Below are 21,360 nucleotides of genomic sequence, written 5' to 3'. Positions count from 1 at the left end.
CGCACCACCCCGTCAGTAGCTGAACAGGAGGGACAGCTGATAGAAACAGAAGCCACTGGAGCACCTCAAAAACACCATCATACACTAAATCAGTAAGTTGGCAGCATCACCCCCATTTCTACCGTGGTTTTTACATTTAATTTAACGCTATCAGTCGCAGCAAATGACGAAAAAGTGAGCACTGATGCCGCCAGAATAGTTGCAGTCGATAATCCAAAACGTGAAGGTTTAAATTTCATCATTGTCATCCTTGTTATTCATAGGTGAAATTGAAAATTGCCTGAGCACGAAAGTCTCCGGGTATCCCCTCACCTGCGCTCGTTTCACGTAGTGCCACGGTCATTTCCAGACCTGTGGTACTAATTTCTGTTGCGCTCCAGCGTATTTTTTCTGCGCTGTTTGGTTTTAAAAATGTTTCATCACCAGCATTACGTTTTTTGAACCCCATACCGATATAACTGGTGGTTGATGTGGTGTCTGAAGACAGCGGTATAACAAGTCTATCAAAGGTTCGGGACCCATTACCTGACAATGTAGTATCAATATGGCTGATACCTGCACTGCAACCACTGGCTACCATCGTAAAGTCAGCCTGGGCCCTGGTGGTTTTATTTACTATTTGATCCAGACCCATATTGGGTAATGTTAACGTATAACTGTCATTTCCGTCTTCGGTGACATTATTACCGGTTATCTTAATATTACATGTTGTCGCTTTAACTGTGGCCGTAAAATCGACATTTATATCGGTAGCAAATACACCTGGAGATAACAGTATCCCTGTCAGTATCGCGAATTTATAGGGTGCTATTTTTATCATGTGAAATTCCTTGTTGTTACTGTATCTGACAACTAATTCCATTCAGAATAATAGTTTGTGTTATTTTTTGTTGATCTGCTGTTTGCTTATAATGGGCAATACATGCGACAGGTTTACCCTCTTCAACCCAGTTTATGCGGATATTACCTTGCTGTTCGATGCCTCGAACAAAAGCTTGTCCGCCCTGGCCGACGTTACCAATCATGTTATTTTGTTCATCAAAGATATCCGCCGCGAATGGAATATTTTTACCGTCATTACGCTTAATATTCATGATTGCCGATTGTCCCTGGACGGTTTCAAAATCGGCGAAGACAACAGAGCCCTGACGAGGGACGGCAATTGCACTGGTAGATTTCATTTCTACATCATTTTCGATTCCGCTAATGTCCAGAGCGATACGGTTTTCGTGATATGGCGAGAGGGCGCTGGTCACGCCGTATCCCCAGCGGTCTACTGTACTGTTGCCATAGTTAATGCGCGCACCTTTTGCTCCAGGTGCTTGTACAACGGCAAGCGTGTCGGAGTCGCTAAAACTATCGTTACTGAACGTCAGGCCGCCGCTGTGCAGCACGAATCCACCGTCAGTATTAAGCGAGAATTGACGACTGTTATCGCTACTTGCGGAAACGGAACCTGCAAGCGTTCCCCAGGGCGATTCGTAACTGGCATAACCACCGATGTAACTTAAATCGTCACTGGCTTTCATCATTGTATAGCCGGTGTTTACGCTGTAACTGACGCGATTTGCGTCGCTAAAGCCACTGCTGCTGATGTTGAGCTGATTATTGCCTTTAAAATCACTATTTAACTGAGTATCAATACTCTGAAAACCGGAATCGCGATGGCTTGTGCCTAATAATTTTTCAATTGGAATGGTGAAACTAAGGTAGATGCTATCATCCGTTTCACCATCCTCATTCCATGAACGTTGTGCACTGATGCTGTAACTTCCCCAGGAAGCGCTATTACTGTAACCAATAGAGTAATTGCTGCGATTTTGCCCGGAAGCCCAGTAATCTGACCAATCACCAGTGAGATAGAATGAACCGTAATCCTGCTTCTCAAATTTCAGCGGTTGGCTAATGCTGACCGTCACCTGATTTTTCATGCGAGAGTAGTTACGCATGGTTTGCGGTTCGAGGTCCTGTTCCGGATGTTTTACTTCGTCGATTAAAGTCAGTGCGTCGTTAAGGCCAAGGTAATTCTGCGTTGAATAGCGATAAGCCGCGATATTTAGTGATGTGTTGGTATTTTCGAATAATTTGTTCCATGAGAGGCGATAGCTTTGCCCCTGGTAGGTTTTATCATCCGGAATGCTGACATTTGAATGGGTGATATCGAATGAAAAAGCACCTACAGCGGTATTCAGGCCCAGACCCAGTAATCCGGCAGTGTAATGATTGTCAGTAAGTTGGATCCCGGTATAACCGGTCAGATAGTTGTTTAAACCGTAGTAATAACTGGCCTGAAAAAGATTGGGCTCGTCTTGTATATCGTCTTTTATGACCTGACCACCGCTGATATCCCAGCGACCGACGCCTGGTCGTAACATCTGTACAACTGATGAAAATGGTTGCGAGAAAGTTCGCTTCGAACCATCCGCTTCTTCAATAGTGACGATAAGATCGCTGCCGTAACCCGATGGGCTAAGATCATCGATGACAAACGCACCTGGCGGTACGGTAGTTTCATAGATCTTATAACTGCCCTGGGTAATAGTGACCTTGGCGTTAGTGTTCGCAACACCATGAATAATTGGCGCAAAACTGGCTAACGCAGGGGGTAACATACGACTGTCGCTATATAAGCGAACTCCCCGAATGCTGACTGAATCGAAGGTTTCACCCGTGGTATATGACTCGCCGACAATTAACTGCGAGCGTAAGGATGCGAGATCGCGCTGGAGGTAGCGATTTTGAAAGTCATAATTACTGTCTGAATCATTCCTCCAACTGTAGTTACCGGTAGCGCGTAACCGCCATGCTCCTAAATTCATACCGCCATTAAAAGCAGCATAAACACTGTCATTTTTCCTGTCGGGGCTTTCACTGTGATATGCGTTGACGTTGTAAGACAACATGGCCGCGTTGATACCGTTTTCCCACAAGGAAGGATCAACATAGTTTTGGTAATTTTTCATTACCCATGCCTGGGGAACATAGATGTCCAGGCGCTGATCGTTGACATCATAACGAATCGACGTCTGGGGGATGAGTTCCGCCAGGTTGAGGCAATCCCCGAGTTCGTTATCTCTTGCAAGCAGCACGGCATTAGCAGCATTGATATCGGGTTGATTGATATGAAACTGCAATAAGTTCTTCAGGGTGAGACAAGCCTGAGCGTTTTTCTTACCCTCAACCGTAACAAAGGCAATGCTCTGGTTGGTGACGGGCTGGTCGTTGATATAAACGCTGACGTCGTAAAGGCCTGGTAATGTTGGGTTACCCTCGCTATAGCGACTAAGATCAATATTTGAAGCATCACGACCCATCAGGAAGGTATTGTCATATTCAACGTGCTCGGCGCTTAAAGCACTACTGCTGTAAAGCAGTGCGCAAAACGTGGCGATATGCGTAAAGGGATAGTGATAATTTGTAGTTGTTTTTTTGTTCACGTTTTGCTTCCTGCTGCGTGTGGTTTTGAAGACTTTATAGAGTGGCATTGCCTTCAATCGCGCCGCCAAAATCATTAATGGCAAAGAAGTGAACTTTTGCAGAACTCACTTTGCTACTGATCCCATTAACTGTGATGGCATCTTCACTGCGTGGCGCGATCATTTTGACGTCTAACGGATAACGCTTTCCGCTGGCGACAACGTCACCACTGCTGAAAGAGACGTAGAAGGGGGTAGGATTAACGACACGAAGCGCCACTTTGCCGCCGGATGTTGTCCACGACCACTTCAGTGCAGCCGGAGCATCGGAAGGTATTCCGGTGAGTCCTTCCGGACGATAAAACAGTTTGATGCGAGTACGGAATGCCAGTTGCAACATGCTTTGGTTAGCCATTTTTTCCGCGTCGGGTTTTGGTGGAACTTCGAGGACATTGAACCAAAACACACTTTCCCGATCTTTGGGTAAAGCAGACCTGCCGGTATACATCAGCTTGATTGTTTGACCGCGTTTGCCGTCAATACGTGAAACAGGGGGAGTCGCCGTAAATGGGACATTGATACTGCCAGGTTCGGCGTTATCATCTCCGGTATCTAACCAACTCTGGACCAGCAATGGGTTATTGCCTTTATTTTCCAGACGTACATTGACACTTTTTTGATCGCTTGTGTAAATAACGCGTGTACCTGAAATGACGATATCTGCAATAGCTGAAGAGCTAAAAGCTAAACAGGTTGCAAAGCATAATGCTACAGTATGTTTTGTATTAAAAAACATAAACCATCCCTGATCGAATTATTTAGAACAGGGAATAATCATTGTCATAATTACAGGCAATGTTATTCCCTATATATTCACTAAATCAATTAATTCGGTGAAATATTACTGATAAGTAACGGTATATGCGGTATTGGTTTTTACATAACCAGCAGTTGCCGTCTGGTCATTTACAGCACGAACATAGGATGCTTTAAAATCATAGGTTACAGATTTAGTGGTCGCGTCCAGTGCTTTAGTGTAAACATCGCCAGGATTATTAATTTTTACCTGCTTAACAGTGGAACCGTCAATGTTGTGCAGAGCAATATTCACACCGTCAGATGGGTTATTGATAGACATATCGTTGTTCAGCGTACCTTTGCTGTTACCAAAGAACACGGAACCGAAAGTCATTTTGGCAGAGCTGCCCGGTGCAGGGTTTGCTTTGCTGCAATCAACGGTGATGCTGAAAGGTTTAGCCTTGGCACCAACGGTAGTTTCGAGTACGCCTGCATCGATTTCACCAACGGTTGCGGTTTGCAGCAGGATCAGGCCATCTTTGTTACCGCCGTCAACACGGGTTTCACAGGTGTTATCAACAACCAGGCCACTGATATTTAACTGACCACCGTCCATATTAGCAGAAGCAGTACCTGCAACCATTGCCAGCATAAGACCAGACAGGGCAAAACCTAATTTTTTAGACATAAAAATCCTTGAATAAAATTCCATTAGTCAGACTACATGTTTGAAGAATGACTATTCATGACACAAATAGGAGAAACAAATGTTAGATATTAATGAGCAATGATATTTGTTACCCAAATTTACAACCATTGTTCATTAGGTCGCCTATTGTGCACTTTAGAAGCTTTTAAACAAATTAAATTTACTTAATTCAAAATTAAGTAAAAATAAGTTCACAAGTGCAATTGGTTAGGGTATGGAGATGGGATTGATATTTATCTGCGGGAATTTATATTATGTTTCTATAAAAATGTTTAAAGTAAAATCGTTATTAAGGAAAGAGAGGTGGTGTGATTTTCAGAAAATATTTATATTCGCAATATAAATAAATTACCATTTGTTTAATTTGTCAAATGCTCTTGTATGTAAGATTTGACGCAACGTCTCCCCATCAGGAAACACCAGTCCCGGCGCAATTTCAAACAGTGGCCACAGCATAAATCCACGATTCTTCATATCGTAGTGCGGAACGGTCAGGCGTTCGGTATTTATCACTTCATTACCAAACAGCATGATGTCGAGATCCAGCGTACGCGGTCCCCAGCGTTCCGCTTTACGGACGCGACCTTGCTGCAATTCGATACGCTGTGTGTGATTGAGTAGCTCTTCAGGTGCAAGAGAGGTTTCCAGCGCCACGGCTGCGTTTAAGTAATCGGGTTGATCTTGCGGCCCCAGCGGTGGGGTGCGGTAGAACGAAGAAACGGCAAGAATGCGGCTTTCAGGGATATCGCCTAATGCTTTCAGGGCAGCATTGACCTGCTCCAGTGGAGAGGCCAGATTGCTGCCTATGGCAATATACGCCACTGTCATGCGGTACCCTCACGACGCGGTGCGCGTTTGCGTGGACGACGAGAACGGCGACGCGGTGACGGCTCTTCATCCAGCTCGTTGAGCATCCCTTTTTGGTCTGGTGGCGCGGAAACCTGGAACTCACCCCACCATTTCACAAGACGCTGCAGTTCAGCGTTACGTTCAACTTCAGCTCGCAAGGCCAACAGGTCATAAGCCGCACGGAACTTAGGATGCTCCAGCAGTTTCCAGGCGCGTTTACCCTGACGTCGGGACATACGCAACTGCAACTGCCAGATATCGCGGGTTAACGTCGTCAGACGTTTCGGGATCGCCAGTGAACGGCAGGCTTCGTCCAGCACGTCGTTCATCGCCAGCGCGAAAGCGTCGTGATAGGTCAGGCCGCTTTCCTGGGCGATCTTCTGTGCCGTCTCCAGCAGTGGGTACCAGAACATGGCGGCAAACAGGAACGCCGGGTTCACGCGCATATCGTTATGGATACGCGTATCGGTATTCTTCAGCACCTGTTCAATGATCCGCTCCATCGGGCTGTCGCCATTTTCCGTGAAGTAGCGGGTAATGGTCGGGAACAGCGGCTGGAACAGATGATATTCACACAGCAGCTTATAGGTTTCGTAACCGTAGCCCGCTTGTAGCAGTTTAAGCGATTCTTCAAACAGGCGTGCCGGTGGGATATCGTTCAGCAGGGTAGCGAGGCGAGGGATCGGTTCTGCGGTTTCAGGACTGATACGCATACCCAATTTGGCGGCAAAACGTACCGCGCGCAGCATTCGTACCGGATCTTCACGGTAGCGCGTTTCCGGGTTACCAATCAGACGGATAACGCCGTCCTTCAGATCCTTCATGCCGCCAACGTAATCACGGACGGTAAAATCTGCCACGCTGTAATACAGGCTGTTGATAGTGAAATCGCGGCGCTGGGCGTCTTCTTCGATGGAGCCGAAAATGTTATCGCGCAGCAACATGCCGTTTTGCCCGCGTTGGGAGGTCGTGCGGTCGCTGACGTTACCTTCGTGATGTCCACGGAAGGTCGCAACTTCGATAATCTCCGGGCCAAACATCACATGAGCCAGACGGAAACGGCGACCCACCAGCCGGCAGTTACGGAACAGTTTGCGCACCTGCTCAGGCGTGGCGTTAGTGGTTACGTCAAAATCTTTCGGCTTTTTGCCAAGTAACAGGTCGCGCACGCCGCCGCCAACCAGCCAGGCTTCGTATCCCGCTTTATTGAGCCTGTACATTACCTTCAGGGCATTTTCACTGATATCTTTGCGGGAAATAGCATGCTGCTCACGCGGGATCACCGTCACCTGTGGACGGGCGACTGCCTGTTCAGCCTCGCTTTCCTCGCGGCTTAGCACCTTGCGGCAAAAATTAGCGACTCGGGTAAAAATAGTACACCTCGGTAGTGTCAAACATCATTCAGGACAAAAAAATAGCGGCTAATCATAGCTCAGCATGACGCATTTGAGAATGTTGAATTTACAATTGCCGACTCAGGCACGGCGGTAAGCCGCCAGTTTTTGACGGCTGACTGAAGGATTTGCTCGACGCTGAAATCCTGCCAGTGTGCTTCTGCCTGCTGACCCAGAAATTGAAGTGCCGCGATTAGTACCGGGCGCGGATCGCCTTTCGGCAACGCAGGCGCATGATTCTGCTTGGAAAGTTTAGCGCCTTGTGGATTAAGCGCCAGCGGTAAATGGATGTAATCTGGCACTTTCCAGCCAAAAAGCTGGTACAGCGAGATTTGCCGCACTGTCGGTTCGATCAAATCTGCCCCGCGGACAATTTCGCTCACGCCCTGGAAGTGATCATCCACCACCACCGCCAGGTTATAGGCAAACAAACCATCACGGCGATGAATAATAAAATCTTCCCGTGCCAGTTTTTCGTCGGCGTGAATAATGCCTCGCAGCAGGTCAGTAAACTGGGTGACCGGATGCTGCTGGCGGATACGTACTGCGGCGTTGTCTGGTCCATGATGTAATTCCCGGCAATGACCGTCGTAAATACCGCCAATGCTTTGAATACGCGCACGCGTGCAGGTGCAGTAATAACTTAATCCTTGCTCATGTAACCAGGCGAGTGCTTCGCGATAGGCGTGGTGACGTTGCGATTGCCAGAGAACATCGCCGTCCCAGTGCAGGCCGTAATGTTCCAGCTGGCGCAGGATAGTCTCTGCGGCACCGGGAACTTCACGAGGCGGGTCGATATCTTCAATGCGTACCAGCCAGCGACCGTGCCGGGCGCGAGCCTGTAAATAGCTGCCAAGCGCGGCAATCAGAGAACCAAAATGAAGCTCGCCGGAAGGAGAGGGGGCAAAGCGGCCAATATAGTGTGTGTCTGTCATCTCGTTGAACAAAAAATAAGGCGGGAGCATTTCCCGCCTGTGGTAAACGTGATGGAACGGCTGTAATTAGCCAGCCATTTGTTTTTCGCGAATTTCAGCCAGCGTTTTGCAGTCGATGCACAGATCGGCTGTCGGGCGCGCTTCCAGACGGCGAATACCAATTTCAACACCGCAGGACTCGCAGTAGCCGAAATCTTCGTCTTCCACTTTTTTCAGCGTCTTCTCGATCTTTTTGATCAGCTTACGCTCGCGATCGCGGTTACGCAGTTCGAGGCTGAACTCTTCTTCCTGGGCTGCACGGTCTACCGGGTCCGGGAAGTTGGCTGCTTCATCCTGCATATGTGTAACGGTGCGATCGACTTCATCCCTGAGTTGATTACGCCATGCTTCCAGAATACGACGGAAGTGCGCCAGCTGGGCTTCATTCATATACTCTTCGCCCGGCTTCTCCTGATATGGTTCCACCCCAGCGATGGCGAGAATACTCAGGGACGATGTTTTACGGTTTTGCCCTTCTTGCATGTTGCTTCTCCTTAACACGCACTATCGATCCCCATGTTCGGGGGAAAAATGAGGCCGCTATAAATAGCAGATGCTTTTCCGGATAGCAATTATCTAAACGTAACACTTGACAACTGTGTGAGGAAAAGCGTATTTGCGCACGCGACCAGAATGTAAATTAACCAGTTACATACTTTACTACAATGTAACCGGCAGTGATTTTTTAAGAGCCATGCCTTCAGCAGAAAGTTCCGCTTTGTAAGCCAGAATTTCTACCCCCCTCTGTTGAGCTTCTGACAATAGTTGCGCGTATTTCTCATCGATGTGGCGCGCGGGTGAAAACCGTGTAATGGCTGAATGCAGCACGGCAAAAAAGATAACCGCACGCTGGCCTTCAGCCGCTACGCTCATCAACTCCCGAAGGTGTTTCTGACCTCGTTCAGTGACCGCATCGGGAAAATATCCCTGTTCGTTCTCCGCTAACGTAACCGATTTCACTTCAATATAGCAGTCTGGACGCGAATCCGCCTGCAACATAAAGTCAATACGGCTGCGTTCTGCGCCGTATTTTACTTCGCTTTTCAGCGAGCTATAGCCTGACAGTTCTGAAATTGATTCATTAAGGATAGCCTCTTTCGTCAGCCTGTTAGCCCAAAGCGTATTGACGCAAATAAATGCGCCGCTCTGGCTTTGAGTTAATTCCCAGGTGTGTGGGTATTTCCGTTTGGTGTTGTCTGAAGTTGAATACCAGACGGTATCGCCAGGCGTTGCACAACCGGTCATCGCACCCGTATTCGGGCAGTGTAGCGTTAATTCGCGACCATCGGGTGTGATCACATCGGCTAAAAAACGTTTGTAACGCTGAATTAGCGTCGCGCGCTGTAGAGGGGGAGAAAATTCCATTACGACAATCCTTGTTATTGCGTTAGCGCCCAGCGTTTTAGCGGCGTGTAGCGTGTGCGTCCACGGGCAAACGAGGAGGCGTAAAGGGTGAACTCCGTCACCGTATACGACCAGTTAAAACCTGGCGGCGGGATTGTCACCGCCTCGCTGGCGTCGCGCAATAAGGTAATATGTGGATGAAACGGACGATTGCTTTGAAAACAACCGCTGCGGGCAGCCTGTGAACGGAGCATATTCGCCAGCTGGATTAAGCCGCGTGGTGGCTGACGCATCCCTAACCACACCACACGCGAACGCAGCCATTGACCGGCGTCATCAAGCGTGAGTGTGAAACCCGGTTGACGAATCCGCCCGGCTAAAAGAGAAAGCGCCTTCTCTTTCTCGGCGCTCACTTCGCCTAAAAATGCCAGAGTCAGATGCAAATTATCGGCGGCGACCGGACGTCCCGCGTCAGGTGGGAAGTGTGTGGCGCGCCAGTGGATAATCTGTTCGCGGATTTCTGCAGGTAAGTCGATAGCAAAGAACAGCCGTTGCGGTTCAGACATGTGAGGCACTCGGTTATGAATTACCGCGATGCTACAATGTGCCGCGAAGAATGTTAACCCTCTGGAGCGTTTTGTGTCGTCGTTGCCCGTTGCTGCCGTCTTACCTGAATTACTTACCGCTCTCGATTGTGCATCGCAGGTGTTATTAAGTGCGCCGACCGGGGCCGGGAAATCAACCTGGCTGCCGCTGCAACTGCTGGCGCATCCCGGCATTAACGGGAAAATTATCCTGTTGGAGCCGCGTCGTTTGGCGGCGCGTAACGTTGCGCAACGACTGGCGGAGCTGCTTAACGAAAAGCCAGGCGATACCGTTGGCTACCGGATGCGTGCGCAAAACCGCGTCGGGCCGAATACCCGCCTGGAAGTGGTTACCGAAGGCGTGCTGACGCGCATGATCCAGCGTGACCCGGAACTGAGCGGTGTTGGATTGGTGATCCTCGATGAGTTTCATGAGCGCAGCTTGCAGGCGGATTTGGCGTTGGCGCTGTTACTCGATGTGCAACAAGGTCTGCGTGATGACCTTAAACTGCTGATTATGTCGGCTACGCTGGACAACGACAGCTTGCAGCAAATGCTGCCAGAAGCGCCCGTCGTCATCTCAGAAGGGCGCTCGTTTCCGGTTGAACGCCGTTATTTACCGCTGCCCGCGCATCAGCGTTTTGACGAAGCCGTTGCGGTAGCCACCGCCGAAATGCTGCGTCAGGAAAGTGGATCATTACTGTTATTTTTACCTGGCGTCGGAGAAATTCAGCGCGTGCAGGAACAACTGGCTTCGCGCATCGGCAGTGATGTGTTGCTCTGCCCGCTGTATGGCGCGTTGTCGCTGAACGATCAGCGAAAAGCGATCCTTCCGGCACCGCAAGGAATGCGCAAAGTGGTGCTGGCGACCAATATTGCTGAAACCAGTTTAACCATTGAAGGTATTCGTCTGGTGGTGGATTGTGCTCAGGAAAGGGTGGCGCGCTTTGATCCGCGCACGGGGCTTACGCGACTGATTACTCAACGCGTTAGTCAGGCATCCATGACGCAGCGTGCCGGGCGCGCCGGGCGTCTGGAGCCGGGTATCTGCCTGCATTTAATCGCCAAAGAACAAGCAGAACGCGCTGCCGCGCAAAGTGAACCGGAGATATTACAAAGCGATCTTTCCGGTTTGCTGATGGAATTACTGCAATGGGGATGCAGCGATCCGGCGCAGATGAGCTGGCTGGATCAACCGCCAACGGTGAATCTACTGGCCGCGAAACGCATGTTACGGATGCTGGGGGCGCTGGACGGTGAACGGCTTAGTGCGCAAGGGCAAAAAATGGCAGCGCTGGGTAACGATCCGCGTTTAGCGGCAATGCTGGTTAGCGCGAAGAACGACGACGAAGCTGCTACCGCGGCAAAAATTGCCGCCATTCTCGAAGAGCCGCCACGGATGGGCAATAGTGACCTGGGCGTGGCGTTTTCGCGCAATCAACCAGCCTGGCAGCAACGTAGTCAGCAACTGTTAAAACGTTTAAACGTACGCGGCGGTGAGGCAGACAGTTCTCTTATCGCGCCGCTACTTGCCGGGGCGTATGCCGATCGCATTGCTCGTCGCCGTGGGCAAGATGGACGCTATCAACTGGCAAACGGCATGGGGGCGATGCTCGATGCCGACGATGCGCTAAGCCGCCACGAATGGTTGATCGCACCGTTATTATTGCAGGGCAGCGCCTCGCCGGATGCACGGATTTTACTGGCGCTACCGGTCGATATTGATGAGTTAGTACAACGCTGTCCGCAGCTGGTACAGCAGTCTGACACCGTGGAATGGGATGACGCGCAAGGCACGCTGAAAGCCTGGCGTCGGCTGCAAATCGGTCAGTTGACGGTGAAAGTGCAGCCACTGGCGAAACCCTCGGAAGACGAGTTGCATCAGGCGATGCTTAACGGCATTCGTGATAAAGGTTTAAGCGTGCTCAACTGGACGGCGGAAGCGGAACAGCTACGCTTGCGTTTGTTATGCGCCGCAAAGTGGTTGCCGGAATATGACTGGCCAGCGGTTGATGATGAGAGTTTGTTGGCGACGCTGGAAACGTGGCTGCTGCCACATATGACTGGCGTACATTCACTACGCGGCCTGAAATCACTCGACATTTATCAGGCACTACGCGGATTACTTGATTGGGGAATGCAGCAACGTCTGGATAGTGAATTGCCTGCGCATTACACTGTGCCGACGGGAAGCCGGATCGTCATTCGTTATCATGAAGATAATCCGCCCGCGCTGGCGGTGAGAATGCAGGAGATGTTTGGTGAGGCCACCAATCCGACGATCGCTCAGGGGCGCGTGCCGCTGGTGCTGGAGTTGCTTTCCCCTGCCCAAAGGCCGCTGCAAATCACGCGTGATTTGAGCGCCTTCTGGAAAGGAGCGTACCGTGAGGTGCAAAAAGAGATGAAAGGGCGTTATCCCAAACACGTCTGGCCGGACGACCCGGCAAACACAGCACCGACGCGACGGACGAAAAAGTATTCGTGAAGACCAAAGCAAATTTGAGAGATATCTTCTTCTGTCTTGCAACAGAAGAACAGAAAATCGGGCTTTTGCGCCTGAATATTGCGGAGAAAAAGCATGGCCGGGAATGACCGCGAGCCAATTGGACGCAAAGGGAAACCGACGCGTCCGGTAAAACAAAAGGTAAGCCGTCGTCGTTACGAAGATGACGATTACGACGATTATGATGACTATGAGGATGAAGAACCGATGCCGCGCAAAGGTAAGGGCAAAGGCAAAGGGCGTAAGCCTCGTGGCAAACGCGGCTGGCTATGGCTGCTGCTAAAACTGGCTATCGTTTTTGCCGTGCTGATCGCCATTTACGGCGTTTATCTCGATCAAAAAATTCGCAGCCGTATTGATGGCAAGGTCTGGCAATTGCCCGCGGCAGTTTATGGCCGAATGGTCAACCTTGAGCCAGACATGACCATCAGCAAGAACGAAATGGTGAAGCTGCTGGAGGCGACCCAGTATCGTCAGGTGTCGAAAATGACCCGTCCTGGCGAATTTACCGTGCAGGCCAACAGCATTGAGATGATCCGCCGTCCGTTTGATTTCCCGGACAGTAAAGAAGGGCAGGTGCGTGCGCGTCTGACCTTTGATGGCGATCATCTGGCGACCATCGTCAATATGGAGAACAACCGTCAGTTTGGTTTCTTCCGTCTTGATCCGCGCCTGATCACCATGATCTCCTCGCCAAACGGTGAGCAACGTCTGTTTGTGCCGCGCAGTGGTTTCCCTGATTTGCTGGTGGATACTTTGCTGGCGACAGAAGACCGCCATTTCTACGAGCATGATGGGATCAGTCTCTACTCCATCGGACGTGCGGTGCTGGCAAACCTGACCGCCGGACGCACGGTGCAGGGTGCGAGTACGCTGACGCAACAGCTGGTGAAAAACCTGTTCCTCTCCAGCGAGCGCTCTTACTGGCGTAAAGCGAACGAAGCTTACATGGCGCTTATCATGGACGCGCGTTACAGCAAAGACCGTATTCTTGAGCTGTATATGAACGAGGTGTATCTCGGTCAGAGCGGCGACAACGAAATCCGCGGCTTCCCGCTGGCGAGCTTGTATTACTTTGGTCGCCCGGTAGAAGAATTGAGCCTCGACCAGCAGGCGCTGTTGGTGGGTATGGTGAAAGGGGCGTCCATCTACAATCCGTGGCGTAACCCGAAACTGGCGCTGGAGCGACGTAACCTGGTGCTACGTTTGCTGCAACAGCAACAGATTATTGATCAAGAACTCTATGACATGTTGAGTGCACGTCCGCTGGGTGTTCAGCCGCGCGGTGGGGTGATCTCTCCTCAGCCAGCCTTTATGCAACTGGTGCGTCAGGAGCTGCAGGCAAAACTGGGCGATAAGGTAAAAGATCTCTCCGGCGTGAAGATCTTCACTACCTTTGACTCGGTGGCACAGGACGCGGCAGAAAAAGCCGCCGTGGAAGGCATTCCGGCACTGAAGAAACAGCGTAAGCTGAGCGATCTTGAAACTGCGATTGTGGTCGTCGACCGCTTTAGTGGTGAAGTTCGTGCGATGGTCGGTGGTTCTGAGCCGCAGTTTGCGGGCTACAACCGTGCGATGCAGGCGCGTCGCTCGATTGGTTCTCTTGCAAAACCAGCGACTTATCTGACTGCCTTAAGCCAGCCGAAAATCTATCGTTTGAATACGTGGATTGCCGATGCACCAATCGCGCTGCGTCAGCCGAATGGCCAGGTCTGGTCACCGCAGAATGATGACCGTCGTTATAGCGAAAGTGGCAGAGTGATGCTGGTAGATGCGTTGACCCGTTCGATGAACGTGCCGACGGTGAATCTGGGCATGGCGTTGGGGCTGCCTGCGGTTACGGAGACCTGGATCAAACTGGGCGTACCGAAAGATCAGCTGCATCCGGTTCCGGCAATGCTGCTGGGGGCGTTGAACTTAACGCCAATCGAAGTGGCGCAGGCATTCCAGACCATCGCCAGCGGCGGTAACCGTGCTCCGCTTTCTGCGCTGCGTTCGGTAATCGCGGAAGATGGCAAGGTGCTGTATCAGAGCTTCCCGCAGGCAGAACGCGCTGTTCCGGCGCAGGCGGCGTATCTGACACTATGGACCATGCAGCAGGTGGTACAACGTGGTACGGGGCGTCAGCTTGGGGCGAAATATCCAAATCTGCATCTGGCGGGAAAAACCGGGACTACCAACAACAACGTAGATACCTGGTTTGCGGGCATTGACGGCAGCACGGTGACCATCACCTGGGTCGGCCGTGATAACAACCAACCGACCAAACTGTATGGAGCCAGCGGGGCAATGTCGATTTATCAGCGTTATCTGGCTAACCAGACGCCAACGCCGCTGAATCTTGTTCCGCCAGAAGATATTGCAGATATGGGCGTGGACTACGACGGCAACTTTGTTTGCAGCGGTGGCATGCGTGTCTTGCCGGTCTGGACCAGCGATCCGCAATCGCTGTGCCAGCAGAGTGAGATGCAGCAGCAGCCGTCAGGCAATCCGTTTGATCAGTCTTCTCAGCCGCAGCAACAGCCGCAACAGCAACCTGCTCAGCAAGAGCAGAAAGACAGCGACGGTGTAGCCGGTTGGATCAAGGATATGTTTGGTAGTAATTAACGTCTAAGCGTGACATACCGGATGGCGAGTAGCCATCCGGTAAAATAACATCCCACCTAAAGTATTAACCCTTTCTTTTCATCTGGTTGTTTATTAACCCTTCAGGAACGCTCAGATTGCGTACCGCTTGCGAACCCGCCAGCGTTTCGAATATTATCTTATCTTTATAATAATCATTCTCGTTTACGTTATCATTCACTTTACATCAGAGATATACCAATGGCGCGTTCCAAAACTGCTCAGCCAAAACATTCACTGCGTAAAATCGCAGTTGTAGTAGCCACAGCGGTTAGCGGCATGTCTGTTTATGCACAGGCAGCGGTTGAACCGAAAGAAGACACTATCACCGTTACCGCTGCACCTGCGCCGCAAGAAAGCGCATGGGGGCCAGCTGCAACTATTGCGGCGCGACAGTCCGCTACCGGCACCAAAACAGATACGCCGATTCAAAAAGTGCCACAGTCTATTTCTGTTGTGACCGCCGAAGAGATGGCGCTGCATCAGCCGAAGTCAGTAAAAGAGGCGCTTAGCTACACGCCGGGTGTCTCTGTTGGTACGCGTGGCGCATCCAACACCTATGACCACCTGATCATTCGCGGCTTTGCAGCAGAAGGCCAAAGTCAGAATAACTATCTGAATGGCCTGAAGTTGCAGGGCAACTTCTATAACGATGCGGTCATTGACCCGTATATGCTGGAACGCGCTGAAATTATGCGTGGCCCGGTTTCCGTGCTTTACGGTAAAAGCAGTCCTGGCGGTCTGTTGAATATGGTCAGCAAGCGTCCGACCACCGAACCGCTGAAAGAAGTTCAGTTTAAAGCCGGTACTGACAGCCTGTTCCAGACTGGTTTTGACTTTAGCGATGCGTTGGATGATGACGGTGTTTACTCTTATCGCCTGACCGGTCTTGCGCGTTCTGCCAATGCCCAGCAGAAAGGCTCAGAAGAGCAGCGTTATGCTATTGCACCGGCGTTCACCTGGCGTCCGGATGATAAAACCAATTTCACCTTCCTTTCTTACTTCCAGAACGAGCCGGAAACCGGTTATTACGGCTGGTTGCCGAAAGAGGGAACTGTTGAGCCGCTACCGAACGGTAAGCGTCTGCCGACAGACTTTAACGAAGGGGCGAAGAACAACACCTATTCTCGTAATGAGAAGATGGTGGGCTACAGCTTCGATCACGAATTTAACGACACCTTTACTGTGCGTCAGAACCTGCGCTTTGCTGAAAACAAAACCTCGCAAAACAGCGTTTATGGTTACGGCGTCTGCTCCGATCCGGCGAATGCTTACAGCAAACAGTGTGCGGCATTAGCGCCAGCGGATAAAGGCCATTATCTGGCACGTAAATACGTCGTTGATGATGAGAAGCTGCAAAACTTCTCCGTTGATACCCAGTTGCAGAGCAAGTTTGCCACTGGCGATATCGACCACACCCTGTTGACCGGTGTCGACTTTATGCGTATGCGTAATGACATCAACGCCTGGTTTGGTTACGACGACTCTGTGCCACTGCTCGATCTGTACAATCCGGTGAATACCGATTTCGATTTCAATGCGAAAGATCCGGCAAACTCCGGTCCTTACCGCATTCTGAATAAGCAGAAACAAACGGGTGTTTATGTTCAGGATCAGGCGCAGTGGGATAAAGTGCTGGTCACCCTGGGCGGTCGTTACGACTGGGCAGATCAAGAATCTCTTAACCGCGTAGCGGGAACGACCGATAAACGTGATGACAAACAGTTTACCTGGCGTGGTGGTGTTAACTACCTGTTTGATAATGGTGTAACACCTTACTTCAGCTATAGCGAATCGTTTGAACCTTCTTCGCAAGTTGGGAAGGATGGTAATATTTTTGCACCGTCTAAAGGTAAGCAGTATGAAGTCGGCGTGAAATATGTACCGGAAGATCGTCCGATTGTAGTTACTGGTGCAGTGTATAATCTCACTAAAACCAACAACCTGATGGCGGACCCTGAGGGTTCCTTCTTCTCGGTTGAAGGTGGCGAGATCCGCGCTCGTGGCGTAGAAATCGAAGCGAAAGCGGCGCTGTCGGCGAGTGTTAACGTAGTAGGTTCTTATACTTACACCGATGCGGAATACACCACCGACACTACCTATAAAGGCAATACGCCTGCACAGGTGCCAAAACACATGGCTTCGCTGTGGGCTGACTATACCTTCTTTGACGGTCCGCTTTCAGGTCTGACGCTGGGCACCGGTGGTCGTTATACTGGCTCCAGCTATGGTGATCCGGCTAACTCCTTTAAAGTGGGAAGTTATACGGTCGTGGATGCGTTAGTGCGTTATGATCTGGCACGAGTCGGCATGGCTGGCTCCAACGTGGCGCTGCATGTCAACAACCTGTTCGATCGTGAATACGTCGCCAGCTGCTTTAACACCTATGGCTGCTTCTGGGGCGCAGAACGTCAGGTCGTTGCAACCGCAACCTTCCGCTTCTAATTTTTTCTTTGGGGCACGGATTTCCGTGCCCGCTTCACAAGTTGGCTGTTATGCAGGAATACACGAATCATTCCGATACCACTTTTGCACTGCGTAATATCTCCTTTCGTGTGCCCGGGCGCACGCTTTTGCATCCGCTGTCGTTAACCTTTCCTGCCGGGAAAGTGACCGGTCTGATTGGTCACAACGGTTCTGGTAAATCCACTCTGCTCAAAATGCTTGGTCGTCACCAGCCACCGTCGGAAGGGGAGATTCTTCTTGATGCCCAACCGCTGGAAAGCTGGAGCAGCAAAGCGTTTGCCCGCAAAGTGGCTTATTTGCCGCAGCAGCTTCCTCCGGCAGAAGGGATGACCGTGCGTGAACTGGTGGCGATTGGTCGTTACCCGTGGCATGGCGCGCTGGGGCGCTTTGGTGCGGCAGATCGCGAAAAGGTCGAGGAAGCTATCTCGCTGGTTGGCTTAAAACCGCTGGCGCATCGGCTGGTCGATAGTCTCTCTGGCGGCGAACGTCAGCGGGCGTGGATCGCCATGCTGGTGGCGCAGGATAGCCGTTGTCTGTTGCTCGACGAACCGACCTCGGCGCTGGATATCGCCCACCAGGTTGATGTGCTGGCGCTGGTGCATCGTTTAAGTCAGGAGCGTGGCCTGACGGTCATTGCCGTGCTGCACGATATCAATATGGCTGCGCGTTACTGTGATTATCTGGTCGCCCTGCGCGGCGGTGAAATGATTGCTCAGGGAACGCCTGCGGAAATTATGCGCGGCGAAACCCTCGAAATGATTTATGGCATCCCGATGGGTATTTTGCCGCATCCGGCGGGTGCTGCACCTGTGAGTTTTGTTTATTGATGAGCGGCTTACCTCTTATTTCGCGCCGTCGACTGTTAACGGCGATGGCGCTTTCTCCGTTGTTATGGCAGATGAATACCGCCCACGCGGCGGCTATTGATCCCAATCGTATTGTGGCGCTGGAGTGGTTGCCGGTGGAATTACTGCTGGCGCTCGGCATCGTGCCTTACGGCGTGGCGGATACCATCAACTATCGCCTGTGGGTCAGCGAACCGCCATTGCCGGATTCAGTGATTGACGTTGGTTTGCGTACAGAACCTAACCTTGAACTGCTGACCGAAATGAAACCGTCGTTTATGGTCTGGTCGGCAGGGTATGGCCCTTCACCAGAAATGCTGGCACGCATTGCGCCTGGGCGCGGATTTAACTTCAGCGACGGCAAACAGCCGCTGGCGATGGCGCGTAAGTCACTGACGGAAATGGCAGATTTACTTAACCTGCAAAGCGCAGCAGAAACGCATTTAGCGCACTATGAAGACTTTATCCGCAGCATGAAACCCCGCTTTGTGAAGCGTGGTGCGCGCCCGTTATTGCTGACGACACTTATCGATCCGCGCCATATGCTGGTCTTCGGTCCAAACAGCTTGTTCCAGGAAATTCTTGATGAGTACGGCATCCCAAATGCCTGGCAAGGGGAAACCAACTTCTGGGGCAGTACCGCCGTCAGTATCGATCGTCTGGCAGCGTATAAAGACGTTGATGTGCTCTGTTTTGATCACGACAACAGCAAAGACATGGATGCGCTAATGGCAACCCCGCTGTGGCAGGCCATGCCGTTTGTCCGTGCAGGACGTTTTCAGCGCGTTCCGGCGGTCTGGTTCTATGGCGCGACGCTTTCGGCAATGCACTTTGTGCGTATTCTGGATAACGCCATCGGAGGTAAAGCGTGAGTAAACGAATTGCGCTTTTCCCGGCGTTATTGCTGGCGCTGCTGGTTATTGTCGCAGCGGCGCTCACCTGGATGAACTTTTCGCAAGCGCTGCCGCGTAGCCAGTGGGCGCAGGCTGCCTGGTCGCCGGATATTGACGTCATCGAGCAGATGATTTTTCACTACAGCTTGTTGCCGCGTCTGGCGATTTCGCTGCTGGTAGGCGCGGGCCTGGGGCTGGTGGGTGTGCTGTTTCAGCAAGTGCTGCGTAACCCGCTGGCGGAACCGACGACACTTGGCGTTGCTACAGGCGCGCAACTGGGGATTACCGTCACTACGCTCTGGGCGATCCCCGGCGCGATGGCGAGCCAGTTTGCTGCGCTGGCAGGGGCTTGTGTGGTTGGCTTAATCGTCTTTGGCGTCGCGTGGGGGAAACGGCTTTCTCCGGTAACGCTGATCCTCGCGGGGCTGGTGGTGAGCCTTTATTGCGGGGCAATCAATCAGTTACTGGTTATCTTCCATCACGACCAGCTACAAAGCATGTTCCTCTGGAGCACCGGAACGCTGACGCAAACCGACTGGGGCGGCGTTGAGCGTTTATGGCCGCAGCTGCTGGGCGGCGTGATGCTGACGTTACTGCTACTTCGTCCGTTAACCCTGATGGGGCTTGATGATGGCGTGGCGCGCAACCTCGGGCTGGCCTTGTCGCTCGCGCGTCTGGCGGCGCTGTCGCTGGCGATAGTCATCAGTGCGCTGCTGGTGAACGCAGTGGGGATTATCGGCTTTATCGGGTTGTTCGCGCCACTGCTGGCAAAAATGCTGGGGGCGCGGCGTTTGTTGCCACGGTTGATGCTGGCGTCGCTGATTGGTGCGTTAATTCTGTGGCTTTCTGATCAAATCATCCTCTGGCTGACTCGCGTGTGGATGGAAGTTTCCACCGGTTCGGTCACTGCGTTGATCGGTGCGCCGCTGCTACTGTGGCTGCTGCCGCGTTTACGCAGCATTAGCGCGCCGGATATGAAGGTCAACGATCGTGTCGCGACTGAACGCCAACATGTGCTGGCGTTTGCCCTCGCGGGCGGCGTGCTGCTGTTGATGGCTGTGGTAGTGGCGCTGTCGTTTGGTCGTGATGCGCACGGCTGGACGTGGGCGAGCGGGGCGTTGCTCGAGGATTTAATGCCCTGGCGCTGGCCGCGAATTATGGCGGCGCTGTTTGCGGGCGTCATGCTGGCGGTGGCGGGCTGTATTATTCAGCGGCTGACCGGAAACCCGATGGCAAGCCCGGAAGTGCTGGGGATTAGCTCCGGCGCGGCGTTTGGCGTGGTGTTGATGCTGTTTCTGGTGCCGGGTAATGCCTTTGGCTGGCTGTTACCTGCAGGCAGTCTCGGCGCGGCGGTGACGCTGTTGATCATTATGATCGCCGCCGGACGCGGTGGATTTTCCCCACACCGCATGTTACTGGCGGGGATGGCGTTAAGTACCGCGTTCACCATGCTTTTGATGATGTTGCAGGCAAGTGGTGACCCGCGAATGGCGCAAGTTCTGACCTGGATTTCCGGTTCGACCTACAACGCGACCGATGCGCAGGTCTGGCGTACCGGAATTGTGATGGTGATTTTGCTGGCGATTACCCCGCTGTGCCGCCGCTGGCTGACCATTTTACCGCTGGGAGGTGATACCGCACGAGCCGTGGGGATGGCGCTGACGCCGACGCGAATTGCGCTGCTGCTGTTAGCGGCTTGCCTGACAGCGACTGCGACAATGACCATTGGACCGTTGAGTTTTGTTGGTTTAATGGCACCGCATATTGCGCGGATGATGGGCTTTCGACGGACGATGCCACACATCGTAATTTCGGCGCTGGTGGGAGGATTACTGCTGGTGTTCGCTGACTGGTGTGGGCGGATGGTGCTGTTTCCATTCCAGATCCCAGCGGGGCTGCTGTCGACCTTTATCGGCGCGCCATATTTTATCTATTTGTTGAGAAAGCAGAGCCGTTAATT

18 protein-coding genes are annotated in these 21,360 nt (G+C 51.8%); 6 read left to right on the top strand and 12 right to left on the bottom strand.

All coding sequences use genetic code 11. The annotated features are described in order from the left end of the window. The 12 genes from ACJHX3_RS21570 to thpR form a co-directional block, all read right to left on the bottom strand. Positions 1-56 (bottom strand): IS1 family transposase (locus tag ACJHX3_RS21570; RefSeq protein WP_097491765.1); only part of this gene is annotated, 56 nt, incomplete at its 3' end. A 33-nt stretch (positions 57-89) separates the two neighbouring features. Next, complete coding sequence (locus ACJHX3_RS21565; RefSeq protein WP_410236205.1) at positions 90-242, bottom strand: hypothetical protein; 153 nt, start codon at positions 240-242, stop codon at positions 90-92. A gap of 11 nt (positions 243-253) precedes the next feature. Further along, positions 254-820 (bottom strand): fimbrial protein, encoded by a 567-nt coding sequence (locus ACJHX3_RS21560; RefSeq protein WP_000589979.1) that lies wholly within the window; start codon positions 818-820, stop codon positions 254-256. Between the two features lie 16 nt (positions 821-836). Further along, positions 837-3,485: an outer membrane usher protein gene (locus ACJHX3_RS21555; protein ID WP_042064703.1), complete on the bottom strand. Its 2,649-nt coding sequence runs from the start codon at positions 3,483-3,485 to the stop codon at positions 837-839. Then, the gene (locus tag ACJHX3_RS21550) at positions 3,472-4,212 is read right to left on the bottom strand and encodes a fimbrial chaperone (RefSeq protein ID WP_000465939.1); all 741 of its coding nucleotides are present in this window, start codon (positions 4,210-4,212) and stop codon (positions 3,472-3,474) included. Before ACJHX3_RS21550 ends, ACJHX3_RS21555 begins: the two co-directional genes overlap by 14 nt. Before the next feature lie 105 nt (positions 4,213-4,317). Next, on the bottom strand, positions 4,318-4,902 hold the full coding sequence (locus ACJHX3_RS21545) for a fimbrial protein (RefSeq protein WP_094308457.1): 585 nt from the start codon (positions 4,900-4,902) through the stop codon (positions 4,318-4,320). Positions 4,903-5,271: 369 nt separating this feature from the next. Next, positions 5,272-5,751 (bottom strand): 2-amino-4-hydroxy-6-hydroxymethyldihydropteridine diphosphokinase, encoded by a 480-nt coding sequence (gene folK / locus ACJHX3_RS21540; RefSeq protein ID WP_024216587.1) that lies wholly within the window; start codon positions 5,749-5,751, stop codon positions 5,272-5,274. Beyond that, entirely contained in the window at positions 5,748-7,145 is a 1,398-nt protein-coding gene (gene pcnB / locus ACJHX3_RS21535; RefSeq protein ID WP_014639063.1) for a polynucleotide adenylyltransferase PcnB, read from the bottom strand. The genes folK and pcnB overlap by 4 nt, the downstream gene beginning before the upstream one ends. A gap of 59 nt (positions 7,146-7,204) precedes the next feature. Beyond that, positions 7,205-8,101, bottom strand: coding sequence for a tRNA glutamyl-Q(34) synthetase GluQRS (gluQRS, locus tag ACJHX3_RS21530; RefSeq protein ID WP_032145728.1), 897 nt, complete (start codon positions 8,099-8,101; stop codon positions 7,205-7,207). Positions 8,102-8,167: 66 nt separating this feature from the next. Beyond that, a complete protein-coding gene (dksA, locus tag ACJHX3_RS21525) occupies positions 8,168-8,623 on the bottom strand; it encodes an RNA polymerase-binding protein DksA (protein ID WP_001155227.1) in 456 nt (151 codons plus the stop codon). 177 nt (positions 8,624-8,800) lie between these two features. Beyond that, complete coding sequence (gene sfsA / locus ACJHX3_RS21520; RefSeq protein WP_000396038.1) at positions 8,801-9,505, bottom strand: DNA/RNA nuclease SfsA; 705 nt, start codon at positions 9,503-9,505, stop codon at positions 8,801-8,803. A 14-nt stretch (positions 9,506-9,519) separates the two neighbouring features. Beyond that, positions 9,520-10,050 (bottom strand): RNA 2',3'-cyclic phosphodiesterase, encoded by a 531-nt coding sequence (thpR, locus tag ACJHX3_RS21515; RefSeq protein WP_001294687.1) that lies wholly within the window; start codon positions 10,048-10,050, stop codon positions 9,520-9,522. A gap of 73 nt (positions 10,051-10,123) precedes the next feature. On the opposite strand from thpR, the gene hrpB reads away from it, so the two are divergent. The 6 genes from hrpB to fhuB all read left to right on the top strand — a co-directional run bounded on the left by hrpB (position 10,124) and on the right by fhuB (position 21,358). Continuing rightward, entirely contained in the window at positions 10,124-12,553 is a 2,430-nt protein-coding gene (gene hrpB / locus ACJHX3_RS21510; protein WP_001469023.1) for an ATP-dependent helicase HrpB, read from the top strand. A 93-nt stretch (positions 12,554-12,646) separates the two neighbouring features. Beyond that, a complete protein-coding gene (gene mrcB, locus ACJHX3_RS21505; RefSeq protein WP_000918206.1) occupies positions 12,647-15,178 on the top strand; it encodes a bifunctional glycosyl transferase/transpeptidase in 2,532 nt (843 codons plus the stop codon). 219 nt (positions 15,179-15,397) lie between these two features. Then, the gene (fhuA, locus tag ACJHX3_RS21500; RefSeq protein ID WP_000124416.1) at positions 15,398-17,641 is read left to right on the top strand and encodes a ferrichrome porin FhuA; all 2,244 of its coding nucleotides are present in this window, start codon (positions 15,398-15,400) and stop codon (positions 17,639-17,641) included. A gap of 50 nt (positions 17,642-17,691) precedes the next feature. Then, positions 17,692-18,489, top strand: coding sequence for a Fe3+-hydroxamate ABC transporter ATP-binding protein FhuC (gene fhuC, locus ACJHX3_RS21495; RefSeq protein ID WP_001158929.1), 798 nt, complete (start codon positions 17,692-17,694; stop codon positions 18,487-18,489). After that, the gene (fhuD, locus tag ACJHX3_RS21490; RefSeq protein ID WP_001308368.1) at positions 18,489-19,379 is read left to right on the top strand and encodes a Fe(3+)-hydroxamate ABC transporter substrate-binding protein FhuD; all 891 of its coding nucleotides are present in this window, start codon (positions 18,489-18,491) and stop codon (positions 19,377-19,379) included. The genes fhuC and fhuD overlap by 1 nt, the downstream gene beginning before the upstream one ends. Continuing rightward, the gene (gene fhuB, locus ACJHX3_RS21485) at positions 19,376-21,358 is read left to right on the top strand and encodes a Fe(3+)-hydroxamate ABC transporter permease FhuB (RefSeq protein ID WP_000044040.1); all 1,983 of its coding nucleotides are present in this window, start codon (positions 19,376-19,378) and stop codon (positions 21,356-21,358) included. The genes fhuD and fhuB overlap by 4 nt, the downstream gene beginning before the upstream one ends. Positions 21,359-21,360 lie beyond the last annotated feature (2 nt).

Origin of the sequence: Escherichia sp. WS1265, from assembly GCF_046487585.1 — a bacterium.
GTDB lineage: Bacteria > Pseudomonadota > Gammaproteobacteria > Enterobacterales > Enterobacteriaceae > Escherichia > Escherichia coli.
This window is presented reverse-complemented; position numbering and strand designations above follow the sequence as displayed.

Coding starts and splice junctions, on each gene's coding strand:
- ACJHX3_RS21565 (WP_410236205.1), bottom strand. CDS start 242: ATGATGAAATTTAAACCTTCACGTTTTGGATTATCGACTGCAACTATT.
- ACJHX3_RS21560 (WP_000589979.1), bottom strand. CDS start 820: ATGATAAAAATAGCACCCTATAAATTCGCGATACTGACAGGGATACTG.
- ACJHX3_RS21555 (WP_042064703.1), bottom strand. CDS start 3,485: ATGCCACTCTATAAAGTCTTCAAAACCACACGCAGCAGGAAGCAAAAC.
- ACJHX3_RS21550 (WP_000465939.1), bottom strand. CDS start 4,212: ATGTTTTTTAATACAAAACATACTGTAGCATTATGCTTTGCAACCTGT.
- ACJHX3_RS21545 (WP_094308457.1), bottom strand. CDS start 4,902: ATGTCTAAAAAATTAGGTTTTGCCCTGTCTGGTCTTATGCTGGCAATG.
- folK (WP_024216587.1), bottom strand. CDS start 5,751: ATGACAGTGGCGTATATTGCCATAGGCAGCAATCTGGCCTCTCCACTG.
- gluQRS (WP_032145728.1), bottom strand. CDS start 8,101: ATGACAGACACACACTATATTGGCCGCTTTGCCCCCTCTCCTTCCGGC.
- dksA (WP_001155227.1), bottom strand. CDS start 8,623: ATGCAAGAAGGGCAAAACCGTAAAACATCGTCCCTGAGTATTCTCGCC.
- sfsA (WP_000396038.1), bottom strand. CDS start 9,505: ATGGAATTTTCTCCCCCTCTACAGCGCGCGACGCTAATTCAGCGTTAC.
- thpR (WP_001294687.1), bottom strand. CDS start 10,050: ATGTCTGAACCGCAACGGCTGTTCTTTGCTATCGACTTACCTGCAGAA.
- mrcB (WP_000918206.1), top strand. CDS start 12,647: ATGGCCGGGAATGACCGCGAGCCAATTGGACGCAAAGGGAAACCGACG.
- fhuA (WP_000124416.1), top strand. CDS start 15,398: ATGGCGCGTTCCAAAACTGCTCAGCCAAAACATTCACTGCGTAAAATC.
- fhuC (WP_001158929.1), top strand. CDS start 17,692: ATGCAGGAATACACGAATCATTCCGATACCACTTTTGCACTGCGTAAT.
- fhuD (WP_001308368.1), top strand. CDS start 18,489: ATGAGCGGCTTACCTCTTATTTCGCGCCGTCGACTGTTAACGGCGATG.